Source organism: Serratia sp. 1D1416, assembly GCF_003641105.1.
Classification (GTDB): Bacteria; Pseudomonadota; Gammaproteobacteria; order Enterobacterales; family Enterobacteriaceae; genus Serratia; species Serratia ficaria.
Genome location: NZ_CP032738.1, coordinates 3,633,603 through 3,657,542, shown reverse-complemented (window position 1 = coordinate 3,657,542; position 23,940 = coordinate 3,633,603). Strand labels below are relative to the sequence as shown.

General features: G+C 55.1%; 20 protein-coding genes and 2 pseudogenes. 9 read left to right on the top strand and 13 right to left on the bottom strand.

The features are described 5' to 3' along the window. The 4 genes and pseudogenes from D7I37_RS17755 to D7I37_RS17740 all read left to right on the top strand — a co-directional run. Positions 1-2,580 (top strand): fimbria/pilus outer membrane usher protein, encoded by a 2,580-nt coding sequence (locus tag D7I37_RS17755; RefSeq protein ID WP_129544105.1) that lies wholly within the window; start codon positions 1-3, stop codon positions 2,578-2,580. A 42-nt stretch (positions 2,581-2,622) separates the two neighbouring features. Next, positions 2,623-3,096: a hypothetical protein gene (locus D7I37_RS17750; protein WP_129544104.1), complete on the top strand. Its 474-nt coding sequence runs from the start codon at positions 2,623-2,625 to the stop codon at positions 3,094-3,096. 471 nt (positions 3,097-3,567) lie between these two features. Beyond that, on the top strand, positions 3,568-4,128 hold the full coding sequence (locus D7I37_RS17745; RefSeq protein ID WP_129544103.1) for a hypothetical protein: 561 nt from the start codon (positions 3,568-3,570) through the stop codon (positions 4,126-4,128). Positions 4,129-4,213: 85 nt separating this feature from the next. Further along, positions 4,214-4,321 (top strand): annotated as a pseudogene (locus D7I37_RS17740) (IS6 family transposase); the annotation flags it as partial. Between the two features lie 113 nt (positions 4,322-4,434). Here the strand turns inward: D7I37_RS17740 and D7I37_RS17735 are convergent. The 9 genes from D7I37_RS17735 to D7I37_RS17695 all read right to left on the bottom strand — a co-directional run bounded on the left by D7I37_RS17735 (position 4,435) and on the right by D7I37_RS17695 (position 12,293). Continuing rightward, the gene (locus D7I37_RS17735) at positions 4,435-5,247 is read right to left on the bottom strand and encodes a hypothetical protein (RefSeq protein ID WP_129544102.1); all 813 of its coding nucleotides are present in this window, start codon (positions 5,245-5,247) and stop codon (positions 4,435-4,437) included. Positions 5,248-5,493: 246 nt separating this feature from the next. Beyond that, on the bottom strand, positions 5,494-6,066 hold the full coding sequence (locus tag D7I37_RS17730; protein WP_129544101.1) for a fimbrial protein: 573 nt from the start codon (positions 6,064-6,066) through the stop codon (positions 5,494-5,496). A gap of 11 nt (positions 6,067-6,077) precedes the next feature. Then, complete coding sequence (locus D7I37_RS17725) at positions 6,078-6,587, bottom strand: fimbrial protein (protein WP_242502710.1); 510 nt, start codon at positions 6,585-6,587, stop codon at positions 6,078-6,080. A gap of 12 nt (positions 6,588-6,599) precedes the next feature. Further along, the gene (locus D7I37_RS17720; protein ID WP_129544100.1) at positions 6,600-7,091 is read right to left on the bottom strand and encodes a fimbrial protein; all 492 of its coding nucleotides are present in this window, start codon (positions 7,089-7,091) and stop codon (positions 6,600-6,602) included. Positions 7,092-7,101: 10 nt separating this feature from the next. Continuing rightward, a complete protein-coding gene (locus D7I37_RS17715; protein ID WP_129544099.1) occupies positions 7,102-7,704 on the bottom strand; it encodes a fimbrial protein in 603 nt (200 codons plus the stop codon). A 37-nt stretch (positions 7,705-7,741) separates the two neighbouring features. Next, positions 7,742-8,521, bottom strand: coding sequence for a fimbria/pilus periplasmic chaperone (locus D7I37_RS17710; RefSeq protein ID WP_129544098.1), 780 nt, complete (start codon positions 8,519-8,521; stop codon positions 7,742-7,744). Further along, positions 8,521-11,073 carry an outer membrane usher protein gene (locus D7I37_RS17705; RefSeq protein WP_129544097.1) on the bottom strand — a complete coding sequence of 851 codons (2,553 nt, stop codon included), beginning with the start codon at positions 11,071-11,073 and terminating at the stop codon, positions 8,521-8,523. The genes D7I37_RS17710 and D7I37_RS17705 overlap by 1 nt, the downstream gene beginning before the upstream one ends. 60 nt (positions 11,074-11,133) lie before the next feature. Beyond that, positions 11,134-11,664 (bottom strand): fimbrial protein, encoded by a 531-nt coding sequence (locus tag D7I37_RS17700; RefSeq protein WP_242502709.1) that lies wholly within the window; start codon positions 11,662-11,664, stop codon positions 11,134-11,136. An 83-nt stretch (positions 11,665-11,747) separates the two neighbouring features. After that, a complete protein-coding gene (locus D7I37_RS17695) occupies positions 11,748-12,293 on the bottom strand; it encodes a fimbrial protein (RefSeq protein WP_129544096.1) in 546 nt (181 codons plus the stop codon). 886 nt (positions 12,294-13,179) lie between these two features. Between D7I37_RS17695 and D7I37_RS17685 the strand changes: the two genes are divergently transcribed. The 3 genes from D7I37_RS17685 to D7I37_RS17675 all read left to right on the top strand — a co-directional run bounded on the left by D7I37_RS17685 (position 13,180) and on the right by D7I37_RS17675 (position 15,962). Further along, a complete protein-coding gene (locus tag D7I37_RS17685; RefSeq protein ID WP_129544095.1) occupies positions 13,180-13,590 on the top strand; it encodes a hypothetical protein in 411 nt (136 codons plus the stop codon). After that, a complete protein-coding gene (locus D7I37_RS17680) occupies positions 13,587-14,924 on the top strand; it encodes an FKBP-type peptidyl-prolyl cis-trans isomerase N-terminal domain-containing protein (protein WP_129544094.1) in 1,338 nt (445 codons plus the stop codon). Before D7I37_RS17685 ends, D7I37_RS17680 begins: the two co-directional genes overlap by 4 nt. 87 nt (positions 14,925-15,011) lie before the next feature. Continuing rightward, the gene (locus tag D7I37_RS17675) at positions 15,012-15,962 is read left to right on the top strand and encodes a LysR family transcriptional regulator (protein WP_129544093.1); all 951 of its coding nucleotides are present in this window, start codon (positions 15,012-15,014) and stop codon (positions 15,960-15,962) included. Positions 15,963-16,351: 389 nt separating this feature from the next. Here the strand turns inward: D7I37_RS17675 and D7I37_RS17670 are convergent, their stop codons facing one another. Further along, on the bottom strand, positions 16,352-18,067 hold the full coding sequence (locus D7I37_RS17670; protein ID WP_129544092.1) for a M12 family metallo-peptidase: 1,716 nt from the start codon (positions 18,065-18,067) through the stop codon (positions 16,352-16,354). Positions 18,068-18,409: 342 nt separating this feature from the next. Between D7I37_RS17670 and D7I37_RS17665 the strand changes: the two are divergent. Continuing rightward, positions 18,410-18,520, top strand: a pseudogene (locus D7I37_RS17665) (DNA recombination/repair protein RecA); the annotation flags it as partial. A gap of 455 nt (positions 18,521-18,975) precedes the next feature. On the opposite strand, the gene D7I37_RS17660 reads toward D7I37_RS17665, so the two are convergent. Both D7I37_RS17660 and pgtP read right to left on the bottom strand, forming a co-directional pair. Continuing rightward, on the bottom strand, positions 18,976-19,866 hold the full coding sequence (locus D7I37_RS17660; RefSeq protein ID WP_129544091.1) for a YadA-like family protein: 891 nt from the start codon (positions 19,864-19,866) through the stop codon (positions 18,976-18,978). 420 nt (positions 19,867-20,286) lie between these two features. Further along, positions 20,287-21,660 (bottom strand): phosphoglycerate transporter PgtP, encoded by a 1,374-nt coding sequence (gene pgtP / locus D7I37_RS17655; RefSeq protein WP_129544090.1) that lies wholly within the window; start codon positions 21,658-21,660, stop codon positions 20,287-20,289. A 523-nt stretch (positions 21,661-22,183) separates the two neighbouring features. On the opposite strand from pgtP, the gene D7I37_RS17650 reads away from it, so the two are divergent. Beyond that, a complete protein-coding gene (locus D7I37_RS17650) occupies positions 22,184-22,906 on the top strand; it encodes a phosphatase PAP2 family protein (RefSeq protein WP_305792262.1) in 723 nt (240 codons plus the stop codon). 170 nt (positions 22,907-23,076) lie between these two features. On the opposite strand, the gene def is transcribed toward D7I37_RS17650, so the two are convergent. Next, positions 23,077-23,781, bottom strand: coding sequence for a peptide deformylase (gene def / locus D7I37_RS17645; protein ID WP_129544089.1), 705 nt, complete (start codon positions 23,779-23,781; stop codon positions 23,077-23,079). Positions 23,782-23,940: the final 159 nt, after the last annotated feature.

Genomic DNA, 23,940 nt, shown 5'->3' with positions numbered 1-23,940 from the left:
ATGAAACTGACACGACACCCCGCACTCCGCCTGGCCGCCGTGGCTGCCGCCCTGCTCTGCAACCACGGCGTGGCGGCAGAAGACCTCTGGTTTCCGCCCGGGCTGATTTCCGAGACCGGAGAAGGCATTGACCTGGCCCGCTTCACCAAGGGGGAGCAGTTGCCCGGCAGCTATAAGGTGAGCGTTTTTATCAATCAGGAGCCGCTGGGCATCCGCGACCTGAACTTTATTGCGGCGGATACCGATGAAAAGCGTGCCGGTGTCACCGACGGCACCGGGCTGATGGCCGCGCTGACCCGTCGTGATTTGACGGAGATGGGGGTGCGGCCTGAAGCCTTCGGGGACAGTACGCCGGCAGAAAAGAATAACGGACAGCCGCTGTCGCCGGGCAGCGTTATCCCACAGGCCACTACCCGGTTCGATTTTCAGCAGATGCGTCTGGATATCAGCATACCGCACAAATGGATGCAGAAACGCCCGCGTAACTGGGTATCGCCGGAGCGCTGGGATAACGGTATCACCGCCGGGATGCTGAACTATGACTTCAGCGGCACCAACGGCGCCGGGCGCTATGGGCGCAGCAGCAGCCATTACCTGCGCCTGAATGCCGGCCTCAATGCCGGGCCGTGGCGGCTGCGCGACGAGCGCACCATGAGCGATTACCGCAGCGGCCAGACCCACAGCCGCGAATGGCGCCACGGACGCACCTGGCTGGAGCGCGGCATTCCCACCTGGCGCAGCGCGTTGGTCGCCGGCGACACCACCACGGACGGCAGTATTTTTGACTCTGCCGGGCTGCGGGGCGTCAGCCTGATGACGGACGACAGCATGTACCCGGACCAGGAGCGGGGCTATGCCCCGGTCATCCGCGGTACTGCGCTGAGCAATGCCCGCGTCCGCATCCGCCAGAGCGGATACGTGGTGTATGAGACCAACGTGGCCCCGGGTGAGTTTGTGATTGATGACATTAACCCGATGTACTCCAGCGGTGACCTGGAAGTGACGGTCACCGAAGCGGACGGCAGCGCCCGTATCTTTACGGTGCCTTACGCCACCCTGCCGGTTCTGCTCAGGGAGGGGCGCACCCGCTATGCCCTGCATGCCGGTCAGCTGCGCGAAAGTGGCCGCCATGACCCGCAGCATCCGGGCGTGGTGCAGGGCACCCTGTCACGGGGGCTGCCATACGGCGTGACCGCCTACGGGGGAATGCAGTATTCCCGGAAATACCGCTCCGCCGCCCTGGGCAGCGGTATCAATATGGGAGCCTGGGGGGCATTTTCGGCGGATGTGACCCATGCGGATAGCCGGCTTGCCGACGGCAGCTGCCACCGCGGGCAGTCCGTGCGCTTTCTTTACAGCCGGGCCTTTGACACCACCGGCACCACCTTCCAGCTAGCCGGTTACCGTTACTCCACCCGGGGTTTCTTCACCCTGGAGGAGAGCAACCGGTCGTACATGAGCGGCTGGATGAGCGAACAGCAGCGTGACGCGACGGGCAGGCTGCTGCCTCGCCCGGTGAGCGACTGGTACAACCTGAAGGACAACCGTCGCGAGAGGATGGAAATGAACGTCTCCCAGCGAATGGGAAACAGCAGTTCACTGTATCTCACCGGCAGCCGCCAGACCTTCTGGAACAGCCGGGGGGCCAGCACCTCTCTGCAGGCCGGCTACAGCAGTGCCCTGGGCCCGGTCAGCTACAGCCTGGGCTACAGCGAGAGCTACAGCCCATCGCAGCACCGTACGGACCGCGGGATGAACCTGTCGCTGTCCGTGCCGCTGAGCAGCCTGTTCGCCGGTGCCGGTAAAGCGCTGTATGCCTCCGCCAGCGTCAGCCGTGACGGCGACGGGGAAATGGCACAGCAGGCGTCGCTGAGCGGCACGGCGCTGGAGCAGAACAACCTGAACTGGACGCTCTCACAGGGCCATTCCCGCCGCAGCGGGGAGAGCGGCAGTGGCCGCCTGGCCTGGCGCGGGGCATACGGTGACCTGTCCGCCGGTTACAGCCAGGGGCGCGACCACCGCCAGTTCAGCTATGACACGGCCGGTAGCCTGCTGGTGCATCGCGGCGGGATAACGCCCGGCCAGCCGCTGGGCAGTACCAGCGTGCTGGTCTCTGTCCCCGGGGCCGCCGGTATTCCGCTGGAAGGCGGCAACGGCGTGAGAACCGACGGGCGGGGGTATGCCGTCCTGCCGTGGGCCAGCGAGTATCACGAAAACCGGGTGGCGCTGGATGTGGCACATCTGGATACGCAGACCGAGGTGGAAGCGCCGGTAACCCGGGTGGTGCCATCGAAAGGCGCCATTGTACGGGCAGAGTTTGTGGCGAAAACCGGCCTGCGGGCACTGATGACGCTGACGAAGGGCGGAAAGCCGCTGCCGTTCGGCGCGACGGTGACCGCCGGCGACAGCGGCGGCATGGTGGGGGATGACGGCCTGGTTTACCTGACCGGCCTCGCCCGCAGCGGAACCCTGACCGCGAAATGGGGAAGCGGGGCGGGCGAGACCTGCCACGCGGACTGGCACATCAGCGAAGCGGATGCGGCCCGGTCACCGGTCAGAGCCACTGCGGTCTGCCGGTAACACTGAATTTATTAAACTGACTGACAATACTGAGGAAATATCATGAAACACACGTTTAACAACAATATCCTGGCGCTGCTGGTTCTGGCAACGGCAGGGATGTCTGCCGGCGCACAGGCTAATAACAGCGCCACCGTGACCATCACCGCCAACATAACGGAGAAACTGGAGCTGGCTGTGGATAAAAACACCGTGGGCTTTACTGAAGGAAATATGGATGCCGATATTGTGATTACCACGTCAAACAACCATGCAGCAAAAATCACGGTGACCGGGGACGAGACTGCAACAGAAGACCATTTCAATCTGAAACAGGGTGATTACACCATTCCGGTGAAGGCCACCATTACAGATGATACCGGGGCGAAATTTGATGAGAAGCATGTCATGACACATAACCTGGATGGCAATAAGAATGACTTGCGGACAACGTTACATCTCACTGCGACCCCCGCAGACACTCAGGAAGGCGGTACCTACAACGGTATGCTGACCATTAAAATCGAAAAGCAGTAATCCTGCCTGCTGAACAGGCTGGGGATTACCAAGGTCAACCCAAAGTGACCGTCGGCACAGCCTGATTCATCGCCCCTCACGGCAGGCCAGGGAAGGCCGATGCCCGTGACTGACAGTATACTGCAGCGGCCCAGCATTGACATAATGCCCTGCTATATCAGGAAACAAATCATGTGCATATTAATATACCCTCTGATTCGTGCTCTGGCCCGGAAGCACCTTGTTTTAGTGACCGCGTGTTCCCGGGGCCTGCAACGAGCAATTACGCTTCTGCTCCTGCTACTGACAACCTCACCCATGGTGTCCCATGCCGTTCAGCTGGACGATGAAGTCAACCGGTGGTTCGTACGGGAAGCTGAGTCAGACAAAAGAACCGGCCAGAGAATTGGGCTGGATATTACCCAGGTGGCGGTCACGGTAAGCGCGCCGGCAGAATGTGACATGCACGTCAGCGATGTCCGGATGCGCCTTATGGACAACACGACAATACGGTCTGACTTTCACCGGGTAATTAACCAGCCTGACACGTTGATCCCGAAAGGGACATCACGCACCTTTACCGCCTCTGAAAGGATCATTACCAGAGGTTTGTGGAACACCATCCGCTTACGGTTTGCCGGTGAGGGGATCAGTATGGACTGCCCCGGGTACATTGGGTCAAATGGGGGAACGGCATTTCATGATACCATCACTTACTCTTACACCACCCAGGATGGCGTAACCTACCACTCTGGCCCCCTTGAAAACAACTTCAAGTCTACGACCTCAAAAAATTTACGTTCCTTGCACGCTTCTGTTGAAAGTACGATCCCCCTCCTGACATTGACGGGGACGCAAAAAATAGCAAGCGGTGACACAGTAAAATTCAGGGAAGCTGCTGACGGTAATATCAAGCTGGTAAACGACGCGCATCCCACCTCGACCGTCATTATCCGCTACGATGAAAAAACGGGGGAGCTGACATGGGACCTGCGACGCGCACAAGCCGGCGCCTACCACGCCGAGCTCACGGCATATATCGCGCTGGAATAAGTCGAACGGTAACCGAACAGTAACGTTACGGCCAACTGTTGTGTCGCATTAAGGACGCGTTGGGTAATATGCTGCTTTTTGTGATATGCCTCTGCTCCGAAAAGCCTTACGTCGTCTGCATTATCCCGTTGATATTATTGCTCAGTGTGTCCGCTGGTCTCTCGCGTATGCTCTCAGCCTGCGTAACCTGGAATAAATGATCAGCCCTTAACTTTGATGGCGGCATTCCCACACTATTTCCATTCCGCCATAACAAAAAAGCCCCCACCGCAAGACCGGCAGGGGCCACGTTGTGATAAAAACAATTTACGGGTATTCAAGCTTCAGCGTTGTGCTGCCCTGGTAGTTGCCGGGGGAAGTACCGGAAGGCACATGCAGGTTACTGGTTATAGTTAAGGGGTTGTTTCCTTTAATAACGGAGAACACGCCTCCCGTCCCAACATTCATACTCAGCGAGCTGGTTATTCCGCCGCCGAGGTTTACTGTTGAATTGGTTAATGACAGCATGACACTACCCGATTGATTACAGTCGACGTTAGCGTTTTTCGTGATCGTGGAGTTATGCCCTGCAGCTGTAGCAGAGTGCGTGATCTCAACAGATGCAGGAATATTGCAATGGAGGATCTTTGGGTTGTTACTAGTGCATACTGGCGTGGTGTAGCACTGCTGCCGTTCTAATCCAATGCAAAGACACATGCCGTCGATTGAACCACCGAAAGACCCGCTATACCAGTCTGCTTTCGACAATTTCCCCTGAAACGCGCCATAAAGCTCTTCCAGAGCTTTTCCGACGGTGCGAGTGTAGTGGGTATCTATTTTGACTTGCCAGCCATTCATTTCATCCATGCCACGGGTCCAGGGCTCGCCCATAGTCCAGTTTTCTCCTTTTATTTTATACCCGGCGCTCAGGAGGCCAAATGTACTACTACTACCCAATAGTACGGGAAGAGGCATCTTTTCCAGGCCAGGATTGTCGTAGTAGCTAACTGACACAGTTCCTTCTTGGTACGCCTCGTTGAATGTCATCTTAGGCGCGGTGAGTCGCGGTATCTGCGTCGCGTTGGCTTGTATCGAGACTATCCCAGCAACAATTGTTAGAGCTAAGTAGGTCCAGCGCATTTTTTAATCCTTGAGGTTTACTGTAAGTGGCAAAGGGAAGTAAAATAGGCGTCGTACACATGATATGAATCTTCCGGTCTGCAGCAGGGTGTCATCCAGTGATGTTCCGTTACAGGCCCGCTCAAAAAGCCGCAGGCTTCGCTCACGATGGGTTTACCGACGCAAAGACCGGGTGGCGCAGTCTGCGTAAACCCTAAGACATTATCTGTACATTTATCACATGGTATTTCCGGGCAGGCAGCCACCTCATTCATATTCCAGCGCGAAGGTCGCCGTGGCGCTGAACGCTCCGGGGGTAATCTTCTGCTGGGTAATCGCCTGCGGCTCACCCTGCACCCAGGCCCTGAACGGGATGCGGTTATCCCCGGAGCGCAGCGCAAATTTATCGCTCGCCTTGTTGATTTTTACCGCCTTTGCCTCCGGCGTTTCGATGCCTATCGCTATCCCTTTGGCGCCGCTGCCTGCATCCATGGCCAGCAACCCCGGCAGAGCCGCGCTCTCCGTGCCCAAAAAGGTCATCCTGACCGTTGAGCCCAGCGACAGGTCACATTCCGCCAAATGAATGAAAAAAGGCTGCGCCGGCGTACGGCTGTACTTATACAAAAACTTCTCCACCACCGTGCCAAAGCCCAGGGTGATTTCATCCTCTCCCGGCGGGATGACGCACGGCTCGGCAACCAGCGTGCCGTGCATGTACACCAGGGTTTCGCCGGCCGCCTGCGCGCCGGTGAACGGCGTGGCGGCCAGCACGCACAGCAGCGGGATAATCCCGGCGTACAGACGCCCCCGAGGGCACTGCCTGATGGTCTGATATGTCATAAAACCCTTCCTCACTGGTAGTCGGCCCTCAACGTTGTCCGTGCCACAAAGGGGCCTTTCTCCAGGGTATACGTGGGATCTTTTACCGGCACCACCTCCAGCTCCGGCGGGTTGTCCAGCCTGATGGCAATCGTGCTGTTAGGGGTGAAGGATTTGTTGTTCTGGTACATCCGGATACCCACCCCCCGGTTTGACATCAGTGCTTCCTTGTCAAAATCGGTCGGATTTCCGCCCAGCGAGAGTTTCAGGGCCCAGGCAGTACTGCCCTTTTCGCAGGTTATCCGGTAGTTCAGCTTCTGCCGGTAGTTCACCCCGTTTATCTTCTTGATCCCAATGTTGCCAAAATCAACGTCAATCTGGTTACCCTCGCTGATGGTGCAGGGCGGCGGCGAAACCAGCGTGCCATGAAAATTCATGGCGACCTCCCCCGGCGTCGCCTGTGCCGCCGGCATCACGCCCGGGCCGGCCAGCAGGGTGATGCCGATCAGCAGGGCGATGCGGGTTATTGCGTGTTTTTTCATTGCCGGCTCCTTTTACTGGTACGCCACTTTCAACGTCGCGGCGGCGGAAAACTGACCACCGGCCAGGGTCACGCCGGATTTTTGCACCGGGACCGCCCACAGCGCCGGCTTGTTCGGATAGGTGAAGTTCACCCAGCCGTTCACCGACAGGTTGCTGCTGCCGTTCTGCAGCCGGATACCCAGCCCGGAGACCGAGGTGCCCAACAGCGCACTGTCGAACCCGGCGGCGGTGCCCTGCACCTGCAGCTTCATCGCCTTGCCTCCCCCGCCCTCACACGACAGGCTGTAGCCGATCTGTTTGCGGTAGTTCGTGCCGTCCACCCGGGTGGTCATCACATCGCCAAAGTTAACCTCAATGGCCTTGTTATCGTTCACCGTGCAGGGGGGCGCGGTCACCGTGACCTTCACCGTCACGTTGGTGACGGCCTGCGCCATCAGGGGGGCAGCACACAGCACCCCGGCCAGCAGGTAGCGTCGCTTCCGCCCTGTTACTGTTTTGCCCATACGGCCCGCCTCAGTCATAACTCAGGTGAAAATCCACCACGGCGCGGTAGCTGCCCGCCACCAGGTCCGCCGGGGTACGCTCCGGGGTCACGATATAACGCAGGGTGTTTTGCCCGGGCGTCAGCGACAGGGGCTTCCCGCGTTCGCCCAGGCGCACGTCCTGGCCGTTTTCGTCTTCCAGCCGCAGCCCCAGGCCGGAGACCCCCTGCGCCTTTACCAGTGCCGGGTTGTCCGCGTCGCGCGGCGCCTGAAAACTCACCGAGACCGCCGGCTGCCCCGCCGCCCGCGTCAGCCCGCCGGTACGGTCATCCCGCACCGCGGCCTGCCCCGGCAGGCAGTCTTCCAGCCGCAGCTCGACATACACCGGGTGGCCCTGCGCGCCCGGCGAACGCAGCCGCCCCGTTCCGGTCTCGCCCAGCGCCACGTCCTGGCGCGCGCTGTTCATCGCCAGCCGGCAGGCGCTCTCCGTCAGGACGCCATGGACGTACAGCTGGCCGTGCGCCCCTTCAACCTGCCCGTTATCCACGGCCTGCGCCGGGGGCAGCAGGCAGAGCAGCATTCCGGCGACCAGCGCCGTCTGCACTACCGGCCATTTAGCTGTTCCTGTGGTCATATAGCCCTCCACTCCTGTAATAAATCCTGTCCGGTGGTTATTGGTGTGCTTTATCCGGCACCACGCGGCATGACTCCCCGGCGCAGTTAAAGGTCAGCTGCGGACGGCCGCCGTAGTCATCGACGTACGTCAGCACGGGGCTGCTCCCCAAACCGGCGGCGCTGACCGACAGCGGCTGCGTTCCCTTTGGCGGCACCATCACCGGTTCAAAATCCTTCGCCCCGGCGGCGCCCTTACGGCTGCCCGCATCCACCAGGGTGATGTAATACGGCGTCGGGTTATTGACGGTATACCTGTCCCCCTGGCGGCTGAGCGTCAGCTGCTCCTGCGGCGGCGGGGCATTCTTGTCGACCGCGACCGGCGCCGGGCGGTAGAACAGCTTGATGCGGGTCTGCAGCGCAATCTGCAGGGTATTGGGCTTGGTACTTCTCGGCGGAATTTCGCGCAGGTTGAAGTAGTACAGCGTTTCCCGGTTCTGCGGCAGTTGCCTGGCCGCCGGCAGCGCCTGGATTTTTATCTGGCTCGGCTTGCCCGGCTCAATCCGCTGTACCGGCGGCAAAACCGTCAGCGGACTGGTGATTTTGTTGCCCTTCTCGTCTTCCAGCCACCCCTGCGCCAGGTACGGCAGCTGTTTGTTCTGGTTGCTGATGTCCAGACTCACCGAGTTCATGGCGCCATCGAAAACCACCCGGGTACGGTCCAGTGCTATCGCCGCCTGGCACTGCTGGCCAACCAGCGCCGCCAGCAACAGCCCCGCCGCAGCGGATTTCACCGGGGTGGAGCGCACGGCGTCTCTGCCGCTGATGTGTTGTTTCATTACTCTGTTCTCTCTTTTAAGGTGTGTGCCTCCCCGGCACGCAGGGGATGGCAGGGCAGTAATAGCGCCTTCTCTAACATGCCGGCAGGCAACGGAGCGGGTAAACGCACCTCACACTGGGCTGCGCCGCTCCAGTGCACCGTCATCCTTTCACCGGCGTTGATGCCGGTCAGGTACACACTGCCGCCGTCATTAACCAGGCCGGTAACCTGCTTGCGGGCATTCATGACCGTGGCGCCAAACGGCGGCCGGCTGCCGTCGGCCAGCCGCAGGATGGCCATCGCCTTGTCGCCGGCGATAACGTCAAACTTCCGGTAGCCGATGGCCCCCTCCGTCAGCGTGGCCTGTACCACCGACGTGGTGGCATCCGCTTTGTCACCCAGCTGGTTCAGGTCAATACTCGCGTTGTTGCGGTAATAACTGCTGATATCGCTGATGACCGCCTTGCCCCAGGCGTTGCTCCGGCTGGTGCTGCCGTAACCATGGACCGGGACATTCGGCACGCCGCTGGTATCGACCAGCATCCGGGTGCCGCCATTCACGCCGCTGCGGTGCAGCGCCCCGCCCTGCGCCGTCAGCGTCATCCCGCCCTGCGCGGAGAGCCCCAGGGCGCTGTAGCTGCCCGCCTGATAGCCGGCATTGGCGCTGACCTGCGCAATATCGCCCTCATGGTTGTAATACGCCGCCGCATTGCCGCCGCGGCGGGACGCGCCTGCGCTCAGCTGATAGTTATCGTGTTCATTCACCCGGTCGTAGTACCCCACCTGGTGGGTAGTGTCCGAACGGCTGGCCGTGGCGCTGTAGCTGACGGTGGCGCGGTCGCTCCACGGCACCGACAGCGACAGGTAGCCCCCGTCGTCTTTCGTACCATTGAATTCGTTATGGTACGCCGACAGCGACAGGCTCAGGTTGCGCAGCCGCCCCAGGTCGAAGTAGCGCGACAGCGTCAGGTTGTAGCGGTCGCTCTCCGGCCGGTCCCAGTAAGTCTCATGGCTGTAGTTGAGGTAGGCGCTCAGCCCCTGGTCACGGAAGTTTTTGTTAAAGGAGACGGTGTACATCTCCTTGCCGCTCCCCGCCCGCTGCCCGTACTGACGGGCGTCCAGATATCCGCTCATGCTCATGAAGTTGCGCTCGGAGAAGCGGTAGCCGGCAAAGGTCACCTGGCTGTCGTACTCATCGAAGTTCTTCGAGTAGCTCAGGCGGTACGAGCCCCCGGTCAGCGCCGCCTTCTCCTGCGGCAGCTTCGCCCGAGACTGCGTCACGTCGAAGGAGAGCGCACCCAGCGCCAGCAGGTCGCGCCCGGTCCCCAGCGCCAGCGCGTTGTAGTTGCCGCCGGCCAGCGCGCCGCCGTACAGCGACCAGCCGTTACTGACCCCCCAGGAAAACTCTCCGGTACCGAACATCGGCCCCTGCAGACGGTGGTCAAAATCAGAGGGTTTCCCCGCCGCCACTTTAAAGCGGACGGAGCCCGGGCGCGTCAGGTAAGGGACATTCGCGGTATTGACGGTGAATTCCTGTGCCGTACCGTCCTGCTCTTCAACCCGCACATCGAGCCGGCCGCTGACCGAGTTGCTGATGTCCTGAATGCGGAACGGCCCGGCGGCCACCGTGGTCTCGTACAGCACCCGCCCCTGCTGGCTGACCACCACCCGGGCATTGGTGCGGGCTACCCCGCTCACTTCCGGCGCATAGCCCCGCAGGTTGGGCGGCAGCATGTTGTCGTCCGATACCAGGCTGGCGCCGGTGAACTGGAAGGTGTCAAACATGCCGGAATCCAGAGAACTCTCCCCCACCGACAGCTTCGAACGCAGGGCGGTGACGGCCCGGTAGGCGTAGTAACGGCTCCAGTCGAGCCGCTTCTGCGTCGGGCGCTGCGAGCCGGTCTGGTGGTCAAGGTTGGCCTGCCAGTCCGCGCGCAGTCGCCAGGCGCCCAGGTTGGCGCCGGCCGTGCCGTTGCCGCTGAGCGCATAGCTCCCGGCACCGCTATCCTGCTGTTTCTGGGTGCGCAGGTTGACGTTGTAGTCAAACAACACCCCCGGAATGCCGTCGTCCCAGCGGGACGGCGGGTCCCAGTTATCGGCCGTGTATTCCAGAAACGCCTGCGGAATGCTCAGGTACAGCGACGAGGTGGCCAGCTCCCCCCGGACAGACATCCCCTGAACGCTGCGTTCATCCAGGCACTCCCCGTGGTGCCACCAATTCAGTTTTTTCAATACGGCGTCCCGGAAGCCCAGCTGACCGGCCAGCGCCTTTCCGATACAGGCCCGGCTGCCCTTCGGGTCGTCCTCCGGGGCGTAAAAAGGAACAGGTTGTTCCGGCAATTCACTTTTATTGACATGCACCACCATCCCGTAATTGCCCGGCATAATATAGCCGCCACGGGAAAACTGGCTGAGGTCAATGTTATTTCGATCGTTAACATCCAGCACATCGGTATTAAACTGAATATTCTCTGCCGAATAAACGACGGTGACCGGGCATCCCAGTGCCAGAGCTACACATAATGCCGACGTCTGAATGCGTACGAATTTCCCGCCTGGCGACAGTTTCATATTATTATTCCGTTATATCCACTTTCATAATCCGGTACCGCATCCGGCACCGCAGCGCAGTCAGAAATAATCCAGCCGAAATCGTATTATCGAAGAATAATCACCGGCCTTCAGGGCATGGCGGTTCGCAACCAGTTTCAGGGTGTAATTTAACAGCATGTCGCCGGGAACAATATCCGTTGCCGGGACGACTGCCCCCGGCGTGATAACGCGTCCGTCATCGGCGGTTATCTGTAACCCCACGCCGGAAGCCTGCCCGTGAACACCGAATAATGCGCCATCCGCATCACCGTCAAACACAATCCTGAACTGGCGCCAGTTTATTTTCCCCGGTCGCTCCAGGACGCAGTTAATCAGTTTAATTGCGAAGTCTTTACTGCGCCCCTGCCCGTTGCGGATAATATCCGACAGCGGCACCCTGCCCATATCAATGGTCTGCTCCCGGCTTTCAACCGCAATGGCGCAGGCGGAATCGATAACCGCCCCCTGCATGCTGACACGCCCGTGATTGCCCTGAAACGGCGCCGACTGCGCAGCGAATGCCGCCGTAAAAAGAAAGCAAAAAAGCACATTCTTCCGGTTATTTTTCACAGTCTTCCTTTCGCTGTTTAACCGTCATCTGCAATGCATGTGAGCCGCCGCATGCATTGCAGTGATATCAGACGTTGAAGTGATCAGTTATAGGCCAGCGTGAAGTCCGCCACGGACTGGAAGTCACCTTCGGTGATGGCCACCTTCTCATCGGCGACACCCTGCACGTACGCCCCAAAGCTCAGGGTGTTGCTGCCCTCCTGCAGTTCCCGTGCTTTGGTGGCTTTGCCCAGTTGAACCACGCCACCTGAATTGTCAGTGATAGCCACGGCCACGCCCTTGGCCTGGCCGGTGGTAGCCAGCAGGCCGGTAACGGCATCAGACTCCGCGCCGGTAAAGGTGACGGTCACCTTATTCTTGGTGGCAGGCGTACCGAAGGTGCAGTTTTCCAGCTTGATGGAAAAAGGGCGCGTGGCAGACGTGCCGCCTTTTTTCAGGGCGGCGTTAGAAATCTGGCCCAGTGGAATGGTCTGGTCGAGAGAATCCGGGTGGATGGAGCAAGGCGCATCCACGACAGAACCGGTGAAGGTAACTTTACCATGCCCCTGATCGGCGGCATTGGCCATATTTGCCACCAGACCAAACGCCACCAGTGCGGCAAGCGCCGCTTTATTTAACTTTACGGACATATTTATTAATTCCCTTATCTTTCGGTTTTGGAAAAGTTATTTATTCAGAATAGACGACAGTAAATACAGGTTTTAAGCCAATTGCGCCGAACGCCTTTAATTTCAGCTAATGATATTCAATGCCGCCTTTCGTTATTAATACTCACAGAACGAAAGGGTTTAGTAAATATCAAAACACCCAACCAAACAAAAAATGAGACATTATTCTTTTTGCTGACTTACACTTATATAAAAAAAGGACAAGTGATCGTTAAAAAAATGTAATCAGCACATTATTCCGATTAATGATAATGGAATGGAATTAATTAACGGAAACCGCATCCATCCGATACAATAAATCGCAAAGGAGAGTCACACCTCCTCGCAGACGGCTCAAAAACACAACAGAAAGCTAACCCTACTGAAAAACCAGAAGTAACAAAAAATAAACATTTTGGCTTATTTATCCAAAAAGTAAAAATAAACTTTCGGAACTATAAATAAACATAATTCAGTCAATTCCTGAGTAAGCAGCCAATGAACATTCATTATTCAGTAACCTACACCGGCCCTGATAATTTACAGCTAAGCGTATTAAAATCGTTATTCAGCATAGCCTCGCCTGTCGGCGGCGGATTACCCCCGCCGGCCGACTGGCCGGGCACACGACAAATTGCCGATGCCAATGACGTCAGTATTTATCGGGCCCGGCTGCTGTTGCTCTCCCTGGTGAGTCAGGGGCGGGCCATCGTCAGCAAGGTCACCATCAACAAATCCCTGCGCTGGTACCCCGTCATCCTCTGGAACGATGTCGCCTGGTGGCCGCTGCAGGGCACCACTTTTTGTCGGAACGGAGGGGCCGTTCCGGCAGACGTATGCAGTACTGTTAAACATAAGGGAAAAATTAATGATGAAAGCCACCGTATTCACGGTCCGTACCGCTATTGTGTGCCTGCTGGCACTGAGCATTACCGCCTGCCAGAAACAGAAACTGAATCCCCTTTCGGTTACCGGGCAGAGCAAAACCGCACAGAGGCTAGCCGACGACGCCGCACGCAGACAGCGTGAGGAAGACCGGCTGCAGCTGTGCCACAAACAGCTGAGTGCGCTGCACAATATCGACGTAAAGCAGTACCAGCATTACAAACAGGCCTTCGACAGCCTGATGAGCGGTGCCTCGCAATATGCGGGGCTGCGTACCCGGGTGAACAGCGACACCCAGGATACGGTGGACGCCCTGTACCGGTATAAAGTGAGCTACCTGTGCGCCGGGGTGGACAATGCGGTGTTAACCGGGCTGGCGGGGCAGGTGAAATGAGACCGGGAAGATGGATAGGTACCGGCTGTTTGATCCTGACCTTTGCCGGTGTGGTGCACGCGGATGACGGCATGCCCGCCCTGCTGCAGTTCGCAGAAAAATATCAGCAGGGACACACGCCTCCGGCGGCGGAAAAGCCGGCCGACGACACCGAGAAAAAAAGCCGGCCCGCGGTAGCGGCGCGGAAAAAACCGGATGCGCCGCCCCGCCCCCTCCTGCAGCGTGACGGCGGCTCATTCAGCCTGCGCAGGGACCTGCAGGCGCGGGAGCAGCAGCTGGCGCGCCTGCAGGCGGAGCTGAATGCCCTGCATCAGGAGGTGACACGGCTGCGGGCAGAAAAAAAGGCCGCCCCCTTGACCAGCGCGCCGGCGCTGGCGGAGCCGACGCTACTGCGGCAGTGGGCCACAGACCTGGGGCGAGCCTGGCGCGCAACGCCGGATGAGGCACGTACCGCACTCCTGCTAAAAACGATGAAAAAGGACCTCGCCGATGTGAAACGGGACGCAGATCTTGCCCGCCGGCAGTCAGCGGCCTTGAGACAACAAGCCGAGACCGCACAGCAGGCGCTCGCAACGCAGCGGCAGGCGGACCGGAAGGCGCAGGATAGCCTGCGGGGGATCATCAGGGATAAAGAACAGGAGCTGGCCGGGCAGAAAAAGTTACAGACCCGGCAAGAGCAACAACCCTGGGCCGTTACCGCGGAACAGCTGAAGCAGAATGCACCGTTGCGCCTCTCCTACGCCGCCGGCAGTGCGCTGGGCGGTGATATTCTGGCGCTGCTGGATGAGCGAAAAAGCCAGGGCGTCCCGGTTGAAAAAAATGCGCTGTTCGCCGGGGTGTTTGACAGCGTATCGGGCCACCTGCTGCTGCCGCAGGCACAGCTGGACCAGCTGAAGACCGAGGCGGACAACGCCGCCGGGGCTGCGCGGGCCGAACAACTGCGCGTACAGCAGCTGGAGGGCAAAGACTACCTGGCTAAATTCAGCAGGCAGAAAGGGGTCAAGAAGTCGGATATGGGCTTCTGGTACCGGGTGGATTACGCCGGCAAAGGCGCGCTGACCGCGGATACCGTTGTTGATGTGGTGGTCAAAGAACAGCTGACGAACGGTACGGTGATCCAGGACATGGGGCTCAGCGGTAAAGTGCTGTCGCAGCCGTTGTCGGCCTTTCCGCCGCTCTTCCGGGAAGCGATGGGCCACCTGCAGGATCATGGCTCGATGACGATGGTGGTGCCCCCTGAGCTGGCGTACGGCGACACCGGCTATCCGCCCAAGGTACCGCCGGGCGCCACGATGGTGTATCAGCTGCGCATCGATAACAGCCAGTCCCCCTGAAACCGGCAGGCGGCGCTGACAGGAAGTCATCCCGGCAGGCCGCCGTACAAGGGCAGCAACAAATCACTTATTGATAAGGAGGGATCCATGAGAGATATCAGTAACCGGATTATGCGCGACTGGGTGGTGTTTATCACGGTGGTGGAAGCGCGCAGTTTTACCACTACCGCCCGGAAACTCCACTGCAGCATAGCTGCGGTCAGCAAGTCCATTTCCCGGCTGGAAGAGACGCTGGGCGTCATACTGCTCAGCAGAAACGCCCATAAGGTAGACATCACCGCCGCCGGGCAGGTGACCTATCTCCGGGCCAAAGAAATCCGGCAGTCCTGGCAGGAGCTGTCTTCTGAAATCAGTAACCGGGATGACTGCATCAGGGGGAAAATGCGCTTTTCTGCCCCGTCGGTGCTCTGTGAACTCGCGGCCTGTCACTGGGTCTTTGACTACATGTGCCGCAATCCGGGCGCAGAAATTCAGCTGTTGTCCCGTGACCGGACCGAGCTCACCGTGGCATCACCGGAATTTGATGACCTGGTGTTAAAAAGCGGGATGTCCGACTCGCCTGAGCTGGTGCACCAGCCCATCGGTAATGTCCGGTTCGCGCTGTATGCCAGCCCGGAGTATCTCCGTAAACACCAGGCACCGGATATCCCGGATGACCTGAATCACCACCGGATCATGAAGGTTGCTCACCCGTTTCTGCGCTATCCCCTGACCTTCACCAGAGGAGCGGATACCGCCGAGCTGACCATCGCGAACACCACCAGTCTGGCTTCCAACAACCTCCCCGCCCTGCTGAAGATGACCCTGTCGGGGGCCGGCGTGTGCCTGGCCCTGCCTGACTGGCTGGCACGACAGCACGTGCAGGCCGGGGCCCTGACGCCCGTGCTACCGGACTGGCAGCTGCCGGAGATGCCGCTCTGGCTGGTATGGCGCAGTCGCGATAACTATTCAAAACTCTTTCATGATTTCCGGAAATACATTGCCGGACAGTGGAAAGCGTTGTCCACCGCCCCCCTCCCTGAACCGGACGGGGAGTAAGGAATGACCATGGCGTACTCTGACAGGATAAAAAACATCTGCCGATTATCTGCCTGACTGACAACACCTGGATGCACATGGGGATGGTTGCCCTATTCCCGGGATGACTTTTTCGCATTAGCGTAAACAGGGTAGTTGTCGTATTTTTATGCTACCCGGCGTTCTTTTACCGGGTTTAGCGATAAGTTTTTATCGGTGACCAGTTTCGCGTTTGTTGTGACCAGCGCTCCGGATTCGTTTTTTTGCTGTTTCGTAGATAAATGTACAAATAGGTCATTTTAAATGATTAGCACCCTCCCTGAATGGAGAGTGCTAAATAATGAACTAAAATGCAATATAATCAGTACGTTATACGTATGAAGCCCCTAAGCACTTCTACATAACAACCATCAACGATAAGCTGCAACCGTGGAAGAAAATTCATTCATCGCTTTAACTGCATCAATTTTATCAGGAATACCCATGGGGATACCGTAATCCAATGTGTAACGATGAGGCGTTGCATAATAAGGAAGCGCATTGCCCCCCATTATTGTACCTAGTAAGCCATAGCCTTGATTATAAGAACTGCTCTCGCCAGCATGTTGCAATCCCATATTATGTCCAAGTTCATGCCGCATTACGGTTGTACCACAGTTAATCGATCCTGTAGCTACCATATTGAAAGAGTTAGCCTTCACCCAAGCCAAACCACAGCCATCTTCTGTACCTTCGTAATAAACCCCATCAGCCTTCAGGCTATTTCTCCATCCTTGAACGGTTGGATCGCTGCGTAAATCGCTGAGAGGATCACCCAGTGCTTTCCAACTGTCTTTGGCAGTGATTTTATTTAGCCCACGCATACGGTAACGGAAATTAGCACCTGAATTTTCCAATGCTTCATTGGTAAGATTGAATGCTTCGATTAACCGGTTACGCATGACACTTTCGCCTAAACGGTCCGCAGCTTTATCACTGTAAACCAGCAATAAATCGATAGTAATCGTTTCTTTGTTCCATATATTATTTTTATCAACACTAAAGGCGACTATTTCACCATTGGCGATACTGTAACTCTGCTCATTAGCTAGTACCATGAAATTCCACTCAGCAGAGCTTTGTACCACGATGCGTGTTCCTTCCTGTTGGTTAGATGGCAGTGTCAACACTGACTGCCAATTACCATTGGATACATTAATGAAAGTTCGTGGCCGAGTTAACTCTGGGACATTACCACCAGGAATATCTTTAGCTTGATAAACCGTGTCTGGATGTATCATTAACTGCCATTTTTTATTTTCGGCAATATAAAAAAAGTCATACTGCTCACCTGTATGCAGTTTCATAACACCAGGCAAGTTTACGTTTGATGGATCGATCGTCGCCGTAAAGGTGGCTACTGATTTCAATGAAACCTTATCTCTATCGCCTGCAGTTTCAGGGAGCTTTATTTTCTCAATCCAGTTAGCGTCTGAAAAATAAACCGTTGTGCTTTGTGAGGTTGGAGTGGGCACTTGTAACTTAATACCACCTGCATTTAACGTTCTGTTCGGTGCCGAGTCAACAACCCAGCCGGTAAAAGCCGATAAATACTTGAATACATACTCATCACCCGTGATAACTTGCGTCGTACTGGCATATAGCATATTGTCATTACTTACTTTTGAAGAATACGTGGCCAGAGAGCGGATAATGATAAATGCACCGTCTTTTGCTTTGGCAGGCAATGTTACCCGTGGTTCCCAGTTGCCGTCTGCCATTGAGTAAAAAGTAATAGCATCTGTACTTTCTGGAATTACCCCTCCGATTTTATTAGGAGTCAAGTAGCTAACATCGGTGCCACTAATTAACCATTTATTAATACCTACTTTGTATTCAAATCCATATTCGCAACCAGTCACAATTGCTAGCGAAGATAGCGGAACGTCCACATTAGTGACATCTAATTGTGCGGTGTAACTTGCTGATGAACGAATCACGACCTTGCTTTTATCTTTTGGTTGCGCTGGCAAAATAATTTTTTTAGTCCAATTACCATCTGAAAGTGTAAAGACGACTTCATCGTACCCTGATGGTAAGTTTCCACTACCGAGTTGGTTAGGTGTAGTGTTTAATATATTACTCATAGATACTCTCCAAATGTAAATTTACTTTCAATGAAATGAATTGTAATAACGTCCCATATCAGGTTAGGTCGTTTGATTGGGAAAGTTATTATGAGATAGAAAAATCACTTTTAACATTTGTCCATGTTTTGCTGTGAACCATACAAATTTATCGAACACTGATTCGATGACGCACCTATTCACGCTGTTGTGTAACCACATCCCGATGGAAACCGCCGAACGCCCCCCAGATCGTTCGCTGTCCTTTCATTTTTCCGATCTCATGCACGTACGAGTACACTCCAACCAATGCATTAATTTCTCGGTAGCTGACGGAAAGCGGTGAGGGCGTTGCTGAACGCCATTATCCCCACCGGTTCGCTCAGCCTCGACATCGCGCTCGGTGGCAGCCAGCCGGTCGGCCGCATCACCGAAATCTACAGCCCCGAGTCTTCCTGCAAGACTACCGCCGCTCCCCCTCCTCCCTGAACCGGACGGGGAGTAAGGTTCGATGCCGGCCTGGATAATCTGCGCTCGCCAAAACGCTTTGTACGCCAGCATCTGCCGGACGTGATGTTTACTGTTCCGGTGATCCTGTTCAGTCAGGTTGTTCAGCTGCTTACTCTGTCTGTTCCCGACCGACGACGCGGTGAAAAAGGGGATAAAGGGGCTAAAGGGAGTAAAGGGAGTAAAGGGAGTAAAGGGGCTATAGCTGGCAATCCAGGCGACCCCACTGCCGCTGAGGGACTGACGGATGGCAATGAGCCGCTTTATTATCGAGTTCAGTGACCGCCTGGACGGTCACTTCTGAGAAAAGTCAGTTACACAAAATCCTGTACAGGATCCTCGTTACGGAGGCCCCAATAATCACGCAGGGTGCTACATTCACGCTCAATGATCCAATTGAGACTCCTAAACCTCAAGTTCAACTACCACTCAAAATTAACGGATGCATTATACATGGTGGAGGACATTCCCCCTGCTGATGTCGCTACCCCCATCTTGGTCGCTACATTTTCACTGAACCTATACCCTGACCCAACAGCAATGGAAGTCTCCCCCTTATACCCACCGACACCTGCGCTAAAGTTAAACTTGCCAACACCATAAGGCTGAAAAAGCCCCGACAATGCAGCAGCCGAAGCCATTCCTTTGTTTACGTTGTTTTCCAGTTTCTGAATGCGCCGATCGGTGTAGGCGTTCGCTGCCCCTAGTGTCCGAGTTGTTTTGTCGTCGGTATAACCGTTGGCCGTCTTCAGCGTCTGCGTGGCTTTGTCGTCGGCATAACCGTTGGCCGTCTTCAGCGTCTGCGTGGCTTTATCGTCGGCATAACCGTTGGCCGTCTTCAGCGTCTGCGTGGCTTTATCGTCGGCATAACCGTTGGCCGTCTTCAGCGTTTCTGTCGCATTGTTATTAAGTTGGGATACATTCACCGCATCGTTATTATCCACCCCATCTTTCACGTTTTTAATTGCATTCCCTGTGACATCCAAATCGGATTTTTTTATTTTCACTCCTTCTTTATCTACAAACACCCCGGTATCCGTACCACCATAGGTAACAGCAGCCGCCTTATTGCCTGCCCACAAACCTCCTTTTTGTGAATCGTTCGTTGGTGTGACATATCCAAAACTACCCCCCATAACATCAGTCACACCTTTTCCCCAACGTTCTGTGTCCTGAATACTGCCGTTATTATAAGCATCAGACTTAGTGGATGTCTGCGTTCCTATATAAGGCATTGTTACATCCGTTTGCGCGAAAGTGCTATTGCACAGAGCCGCCCCCACCAGAAAAAGGTTTATTTTATTTAACTTCATTAATCACACCTATAAGCAACTTCATCACACTCACTCAACAATGTAATTTCGTTGCCACTAGCAAAAGATATAAAACAGTCAAAACTCACAGCGACGAACATGACCGCCTTAAGTAAAAATAACAAAACACTATATTTTTACTAGATTTTTTCTTGATATTTAATATTTCACTTTTGGAAAAGTAAAAAAGAATCATTATAAATAAACTAATTCGTTACGTATTCTAAAAGCTGGGATCATTTCGGTAACAACACCCGCCAAGCGATTTTCAGCATGACGGAAATCGATTTGAATGCGTGCTGTGTGGAGGGCGTCCGGTGTATCGCCACATGCTGGCGGGCTTGAATGAGCAGGAACCGGCAAAGGATCAGTTATACGGCAGAACCAGCCCCCCCAGGTGCTGCCGTTATCTCCGGGTTATCAGGCCGGCCTCAGCTCTCCGGCCTCTTCGCGACGCTTTTGCTCCAGCTCCAGCGCGCCACGGTGCGACAGCCAGCAGAACAGAATGCAGCACAGGGTTCCGCCCATCAGCAGATAAAATCCACCGTTCCAGCCCATCCGGTCCACCATCACACCGAACAGACTGGTTCCCAGCGATGCCCCCAGAATGTAACTCATAAAACCGCGTAATCCGACCGCCGAACCCACGGCGAAAGACGGCACAATGTCCATGCACTGCACTGAAGCAAGAAACTGTGGAACATAAATCAGACAGCCCACGATGGCGGCGAAAAACGTCACCACCCACAGTGAATCACTTTTCCAGTAGCCGATGAGGCAAAAAAATATCAGCGCCATACATATCATGGCCAGCGGCATACGACGCCCTTTGAACAGTTTATCGGACAACCAGCCGGCAAGGAGTGTGGAAGGAATGGCGGCCCATTCAAAAAACAAGAACGCAATGCTCATTTGCTCTCTGGAGAATTGTTTTACCGACAGCAGGTAAATAGGCAGCCAGCTAATCATGCCAAAGCGTACCATGTAGACAAAAACATCCACCATCGAGACATACCAGGCATGCTTGTTTTTCAGTACGTAAGTGCAGAATATCTGAAACGAACTCATGTTCTCCGGCGCCAGGGTGTTTTTACCGGTACCGAGCACCACTTTTTCTTCCGGCATCATTTCCTCCAGTGAAGGCAGGCCTTCACTGCGTGGTGAGCCCTTCCCGAGCATCAACACCACGGCAGCGAACAATATCGCCACCACGGCCGGCACCATGTAACTGGCGACCTGCCAGTGTTCGGCACCCAGTACGGCAAAGGCTGCACCCACAACGGGTGCGACAATACCGCCCCCCACATTATGGGAAATGTTCCAGAACGCACCAACGCGGCCTCGCTCCCGTCGTGGAAACCAGCCGGCAATGGTGATGAATGAAGGGCCTACCCCCATTCCCTGAAACAGACCATTAATCACCACCAGTACGGCAAAAATCCAGAAGGCGCCGCTGAATCCCAGCCCCAGGTTTACCAGGGCACACAGCACCAGGCCCGTCGCCATAAAGACTTTCGGACTGGCCTTGTCCGCCAGACTACTCATAATGCCTTTGCTGATACCGTAAGCAATCAGCATGCAACTGCTGAGCATCCCGATTTGCGTGGCGCTCAGCTCAAGGTGCTCCTTAAGATAAGGCGTCGACAGGGTGAAATTATTACGGACGATGTAATAGGCAAGATAGCCGAGAAAGACACTGAGCAGCGCCTGTAGCCGGTATCGCTTATAGGTGGCGTTTATCTGTTCGTCAGGAACGGTAAGCGACTTATTTTTTTGTTTTAAAAATGAGAGCATAGAGACTACCTGTGGTTGTTATCAATATGGGAATAAATATCATTCCTGGCAGAAAAGACGTAAAGCAGACCAGGCATCGGTGGGAAACACGCTTGATTTACGTTCGAAGCATCCTGCGGGTGGCTGGACTGTCATTAATATAATACCGGGATACTGCCTGAAACATTATTTACCATAACGCCCTCGGCAGGTACATAAGCATATTCTCCCTCAGAACAAGAATCGTCTTGATGCAAAACACCGATTACTGATTCTGCTTTCCCCTATGGTATCCTCCGCCAGAAACAGACTGGGGAAATTTCTACGGATATCTGTGGGTATGTTAACTCCATCACATTAACCACCCTGAACATAACACTAATATAAATACTCACAGGCAAATTCCTTTCCAAAATGGAAAGTATATATTCAGCATTATTTTCAGTTTTTTCGCTCAAAGAAAGGCGGAACTTTATTCGTCGGAGTGATTGCCACGGAGCGCTTGACTCCGCCATGTTTAATCATCATATACAGGAAAGTTGAAGTGAAATTTAAGATCTTATTTCTGTCCTGCATTGCAGGTAGCCTGATGTTCACCTCCAGTGCCCATGCCCTGAAAAACGAAGGCTTTCTGAGCCGCCAGGCGGCTCCCGACAGCCTGGCTATCTTGCCGCCACCGCCACAGGAAGATTCGGTGGCATTTCTTGCCGATAAAGTGCGTTACGAATCAGGGCATGTGCTCCGCAATCCACAGCGGGTAAAGCTGGCGGCAGAGGATGCGCATTATACACATTTCGGGCGCGCCTTTTCTGCCGCCTTCGGGATGGAAATTTCACAGAAGAATACCCCGGAACTGTATCAGTTACTGAGCCGAGTGTTACAGGACAGCCATGATTACGCCATGCGCGGCGCTAAAGATCATTACAAAAGGGTACGCCCCTTTGTTATCTACAAAAATGCCACCTGTACACCGGAAAAAGATAATAAAATGGCCGACACCGGCTCTTATCCGTCAGGCCATGCTTCCTTCGGCTGGGCTGCGGCGCTGGTGTTGTCGGAAATCAACCCACAGCGTGAAACTGAAATACTGCGCCGGGGGATTGATTTTGGTGAGAGCAGAGTGGTCTGTGGCGCGCACTGGCAAAGCGATGTGGAAGCCGGAAGGTTAATGGGCGCCGCCGTTGTTGCCGCGCTTCATCATAATGCCGGGTTTACGCAGAAGCTGGATGAAGCCAAAAAAGAATTCGCAACGCTAAGCAAAAAGTAAAACGGAGAAGGTTTCTGACTGATAAGGAGCGCGGCGACCGGGTTCATCATGTACCCACGCCGCTTCCTTTTTTATGGTTAATATGACCATAAACGGCAGTATGCCGTTAGCCATCATAATGATGACAAATTAACCAGCCAGTCCAGCGCCATGAATGACGCAGGCAAATGCTATTTTTTCCAGACTGGCCGGGAGTGTGAAATTTCATTCTCCCAGGTAATTTTACCGATCGTATCCTTCCAGGTGAAGTTGTCTATATTACCATGCTCCTTTCTCCAGGTACCGATCGCCTCTCTGTAATCATGAAATCTTTTCTGCTGGTATTCAACAGGATCATAAGCATGGCTTAATAAATGCAGGCCTTTAGCGTGCGGATTATGCCTGAATATTACATCAGGATACAAAATACCATTAATATGATCTATTTCATGTTGAAAGACTCTGGCGGAAAATCCAGACAGTTCCAGAAGTACTTCCTTGCCCGTCTGGTCCCTGGCTCTCACCGTTACATTTTTTGCTCTGGGGACCACGCCCACCATCCCCGGAACAGAAAAACACCCTTCGGAATCCAGTTCGCTTTCTCCGGAAGATGTCAGTATTTCCGGATTGATGTAAACGTCAAATGAATCCGGATTTGTGCCATCAGGAATCGGCCTTTGAGATTGCATTGATTTGCTGTTGATAATAACAATCGGCAACGATATACCAATCTGAGGAGCAGCAAGCCCCGCCATGCCAGGTTCCTGCTTTCCGATATCGAGCATCGCCTTGACATAATCCTGAATTGTCCTGTTCGCTATTTCTTCCACAGGGATAGGGCTTGCAACAGTTCTTAACACGGGATGATTGGTAGGGACATAATGAGAAGGTGTCATTTAATGGTTCCTGTGTAGAGTTTAAATGTCATAAATATGTAGTTTCATAAGACAGCGATACCAACCCTCTTTCGCCTTGGGTTATCAGCCCTGCGTTGACTTCTGCACCTCCTGTTTATTTTTGGGTATCTGGGAAAATAAAATCATGATGGATGACGT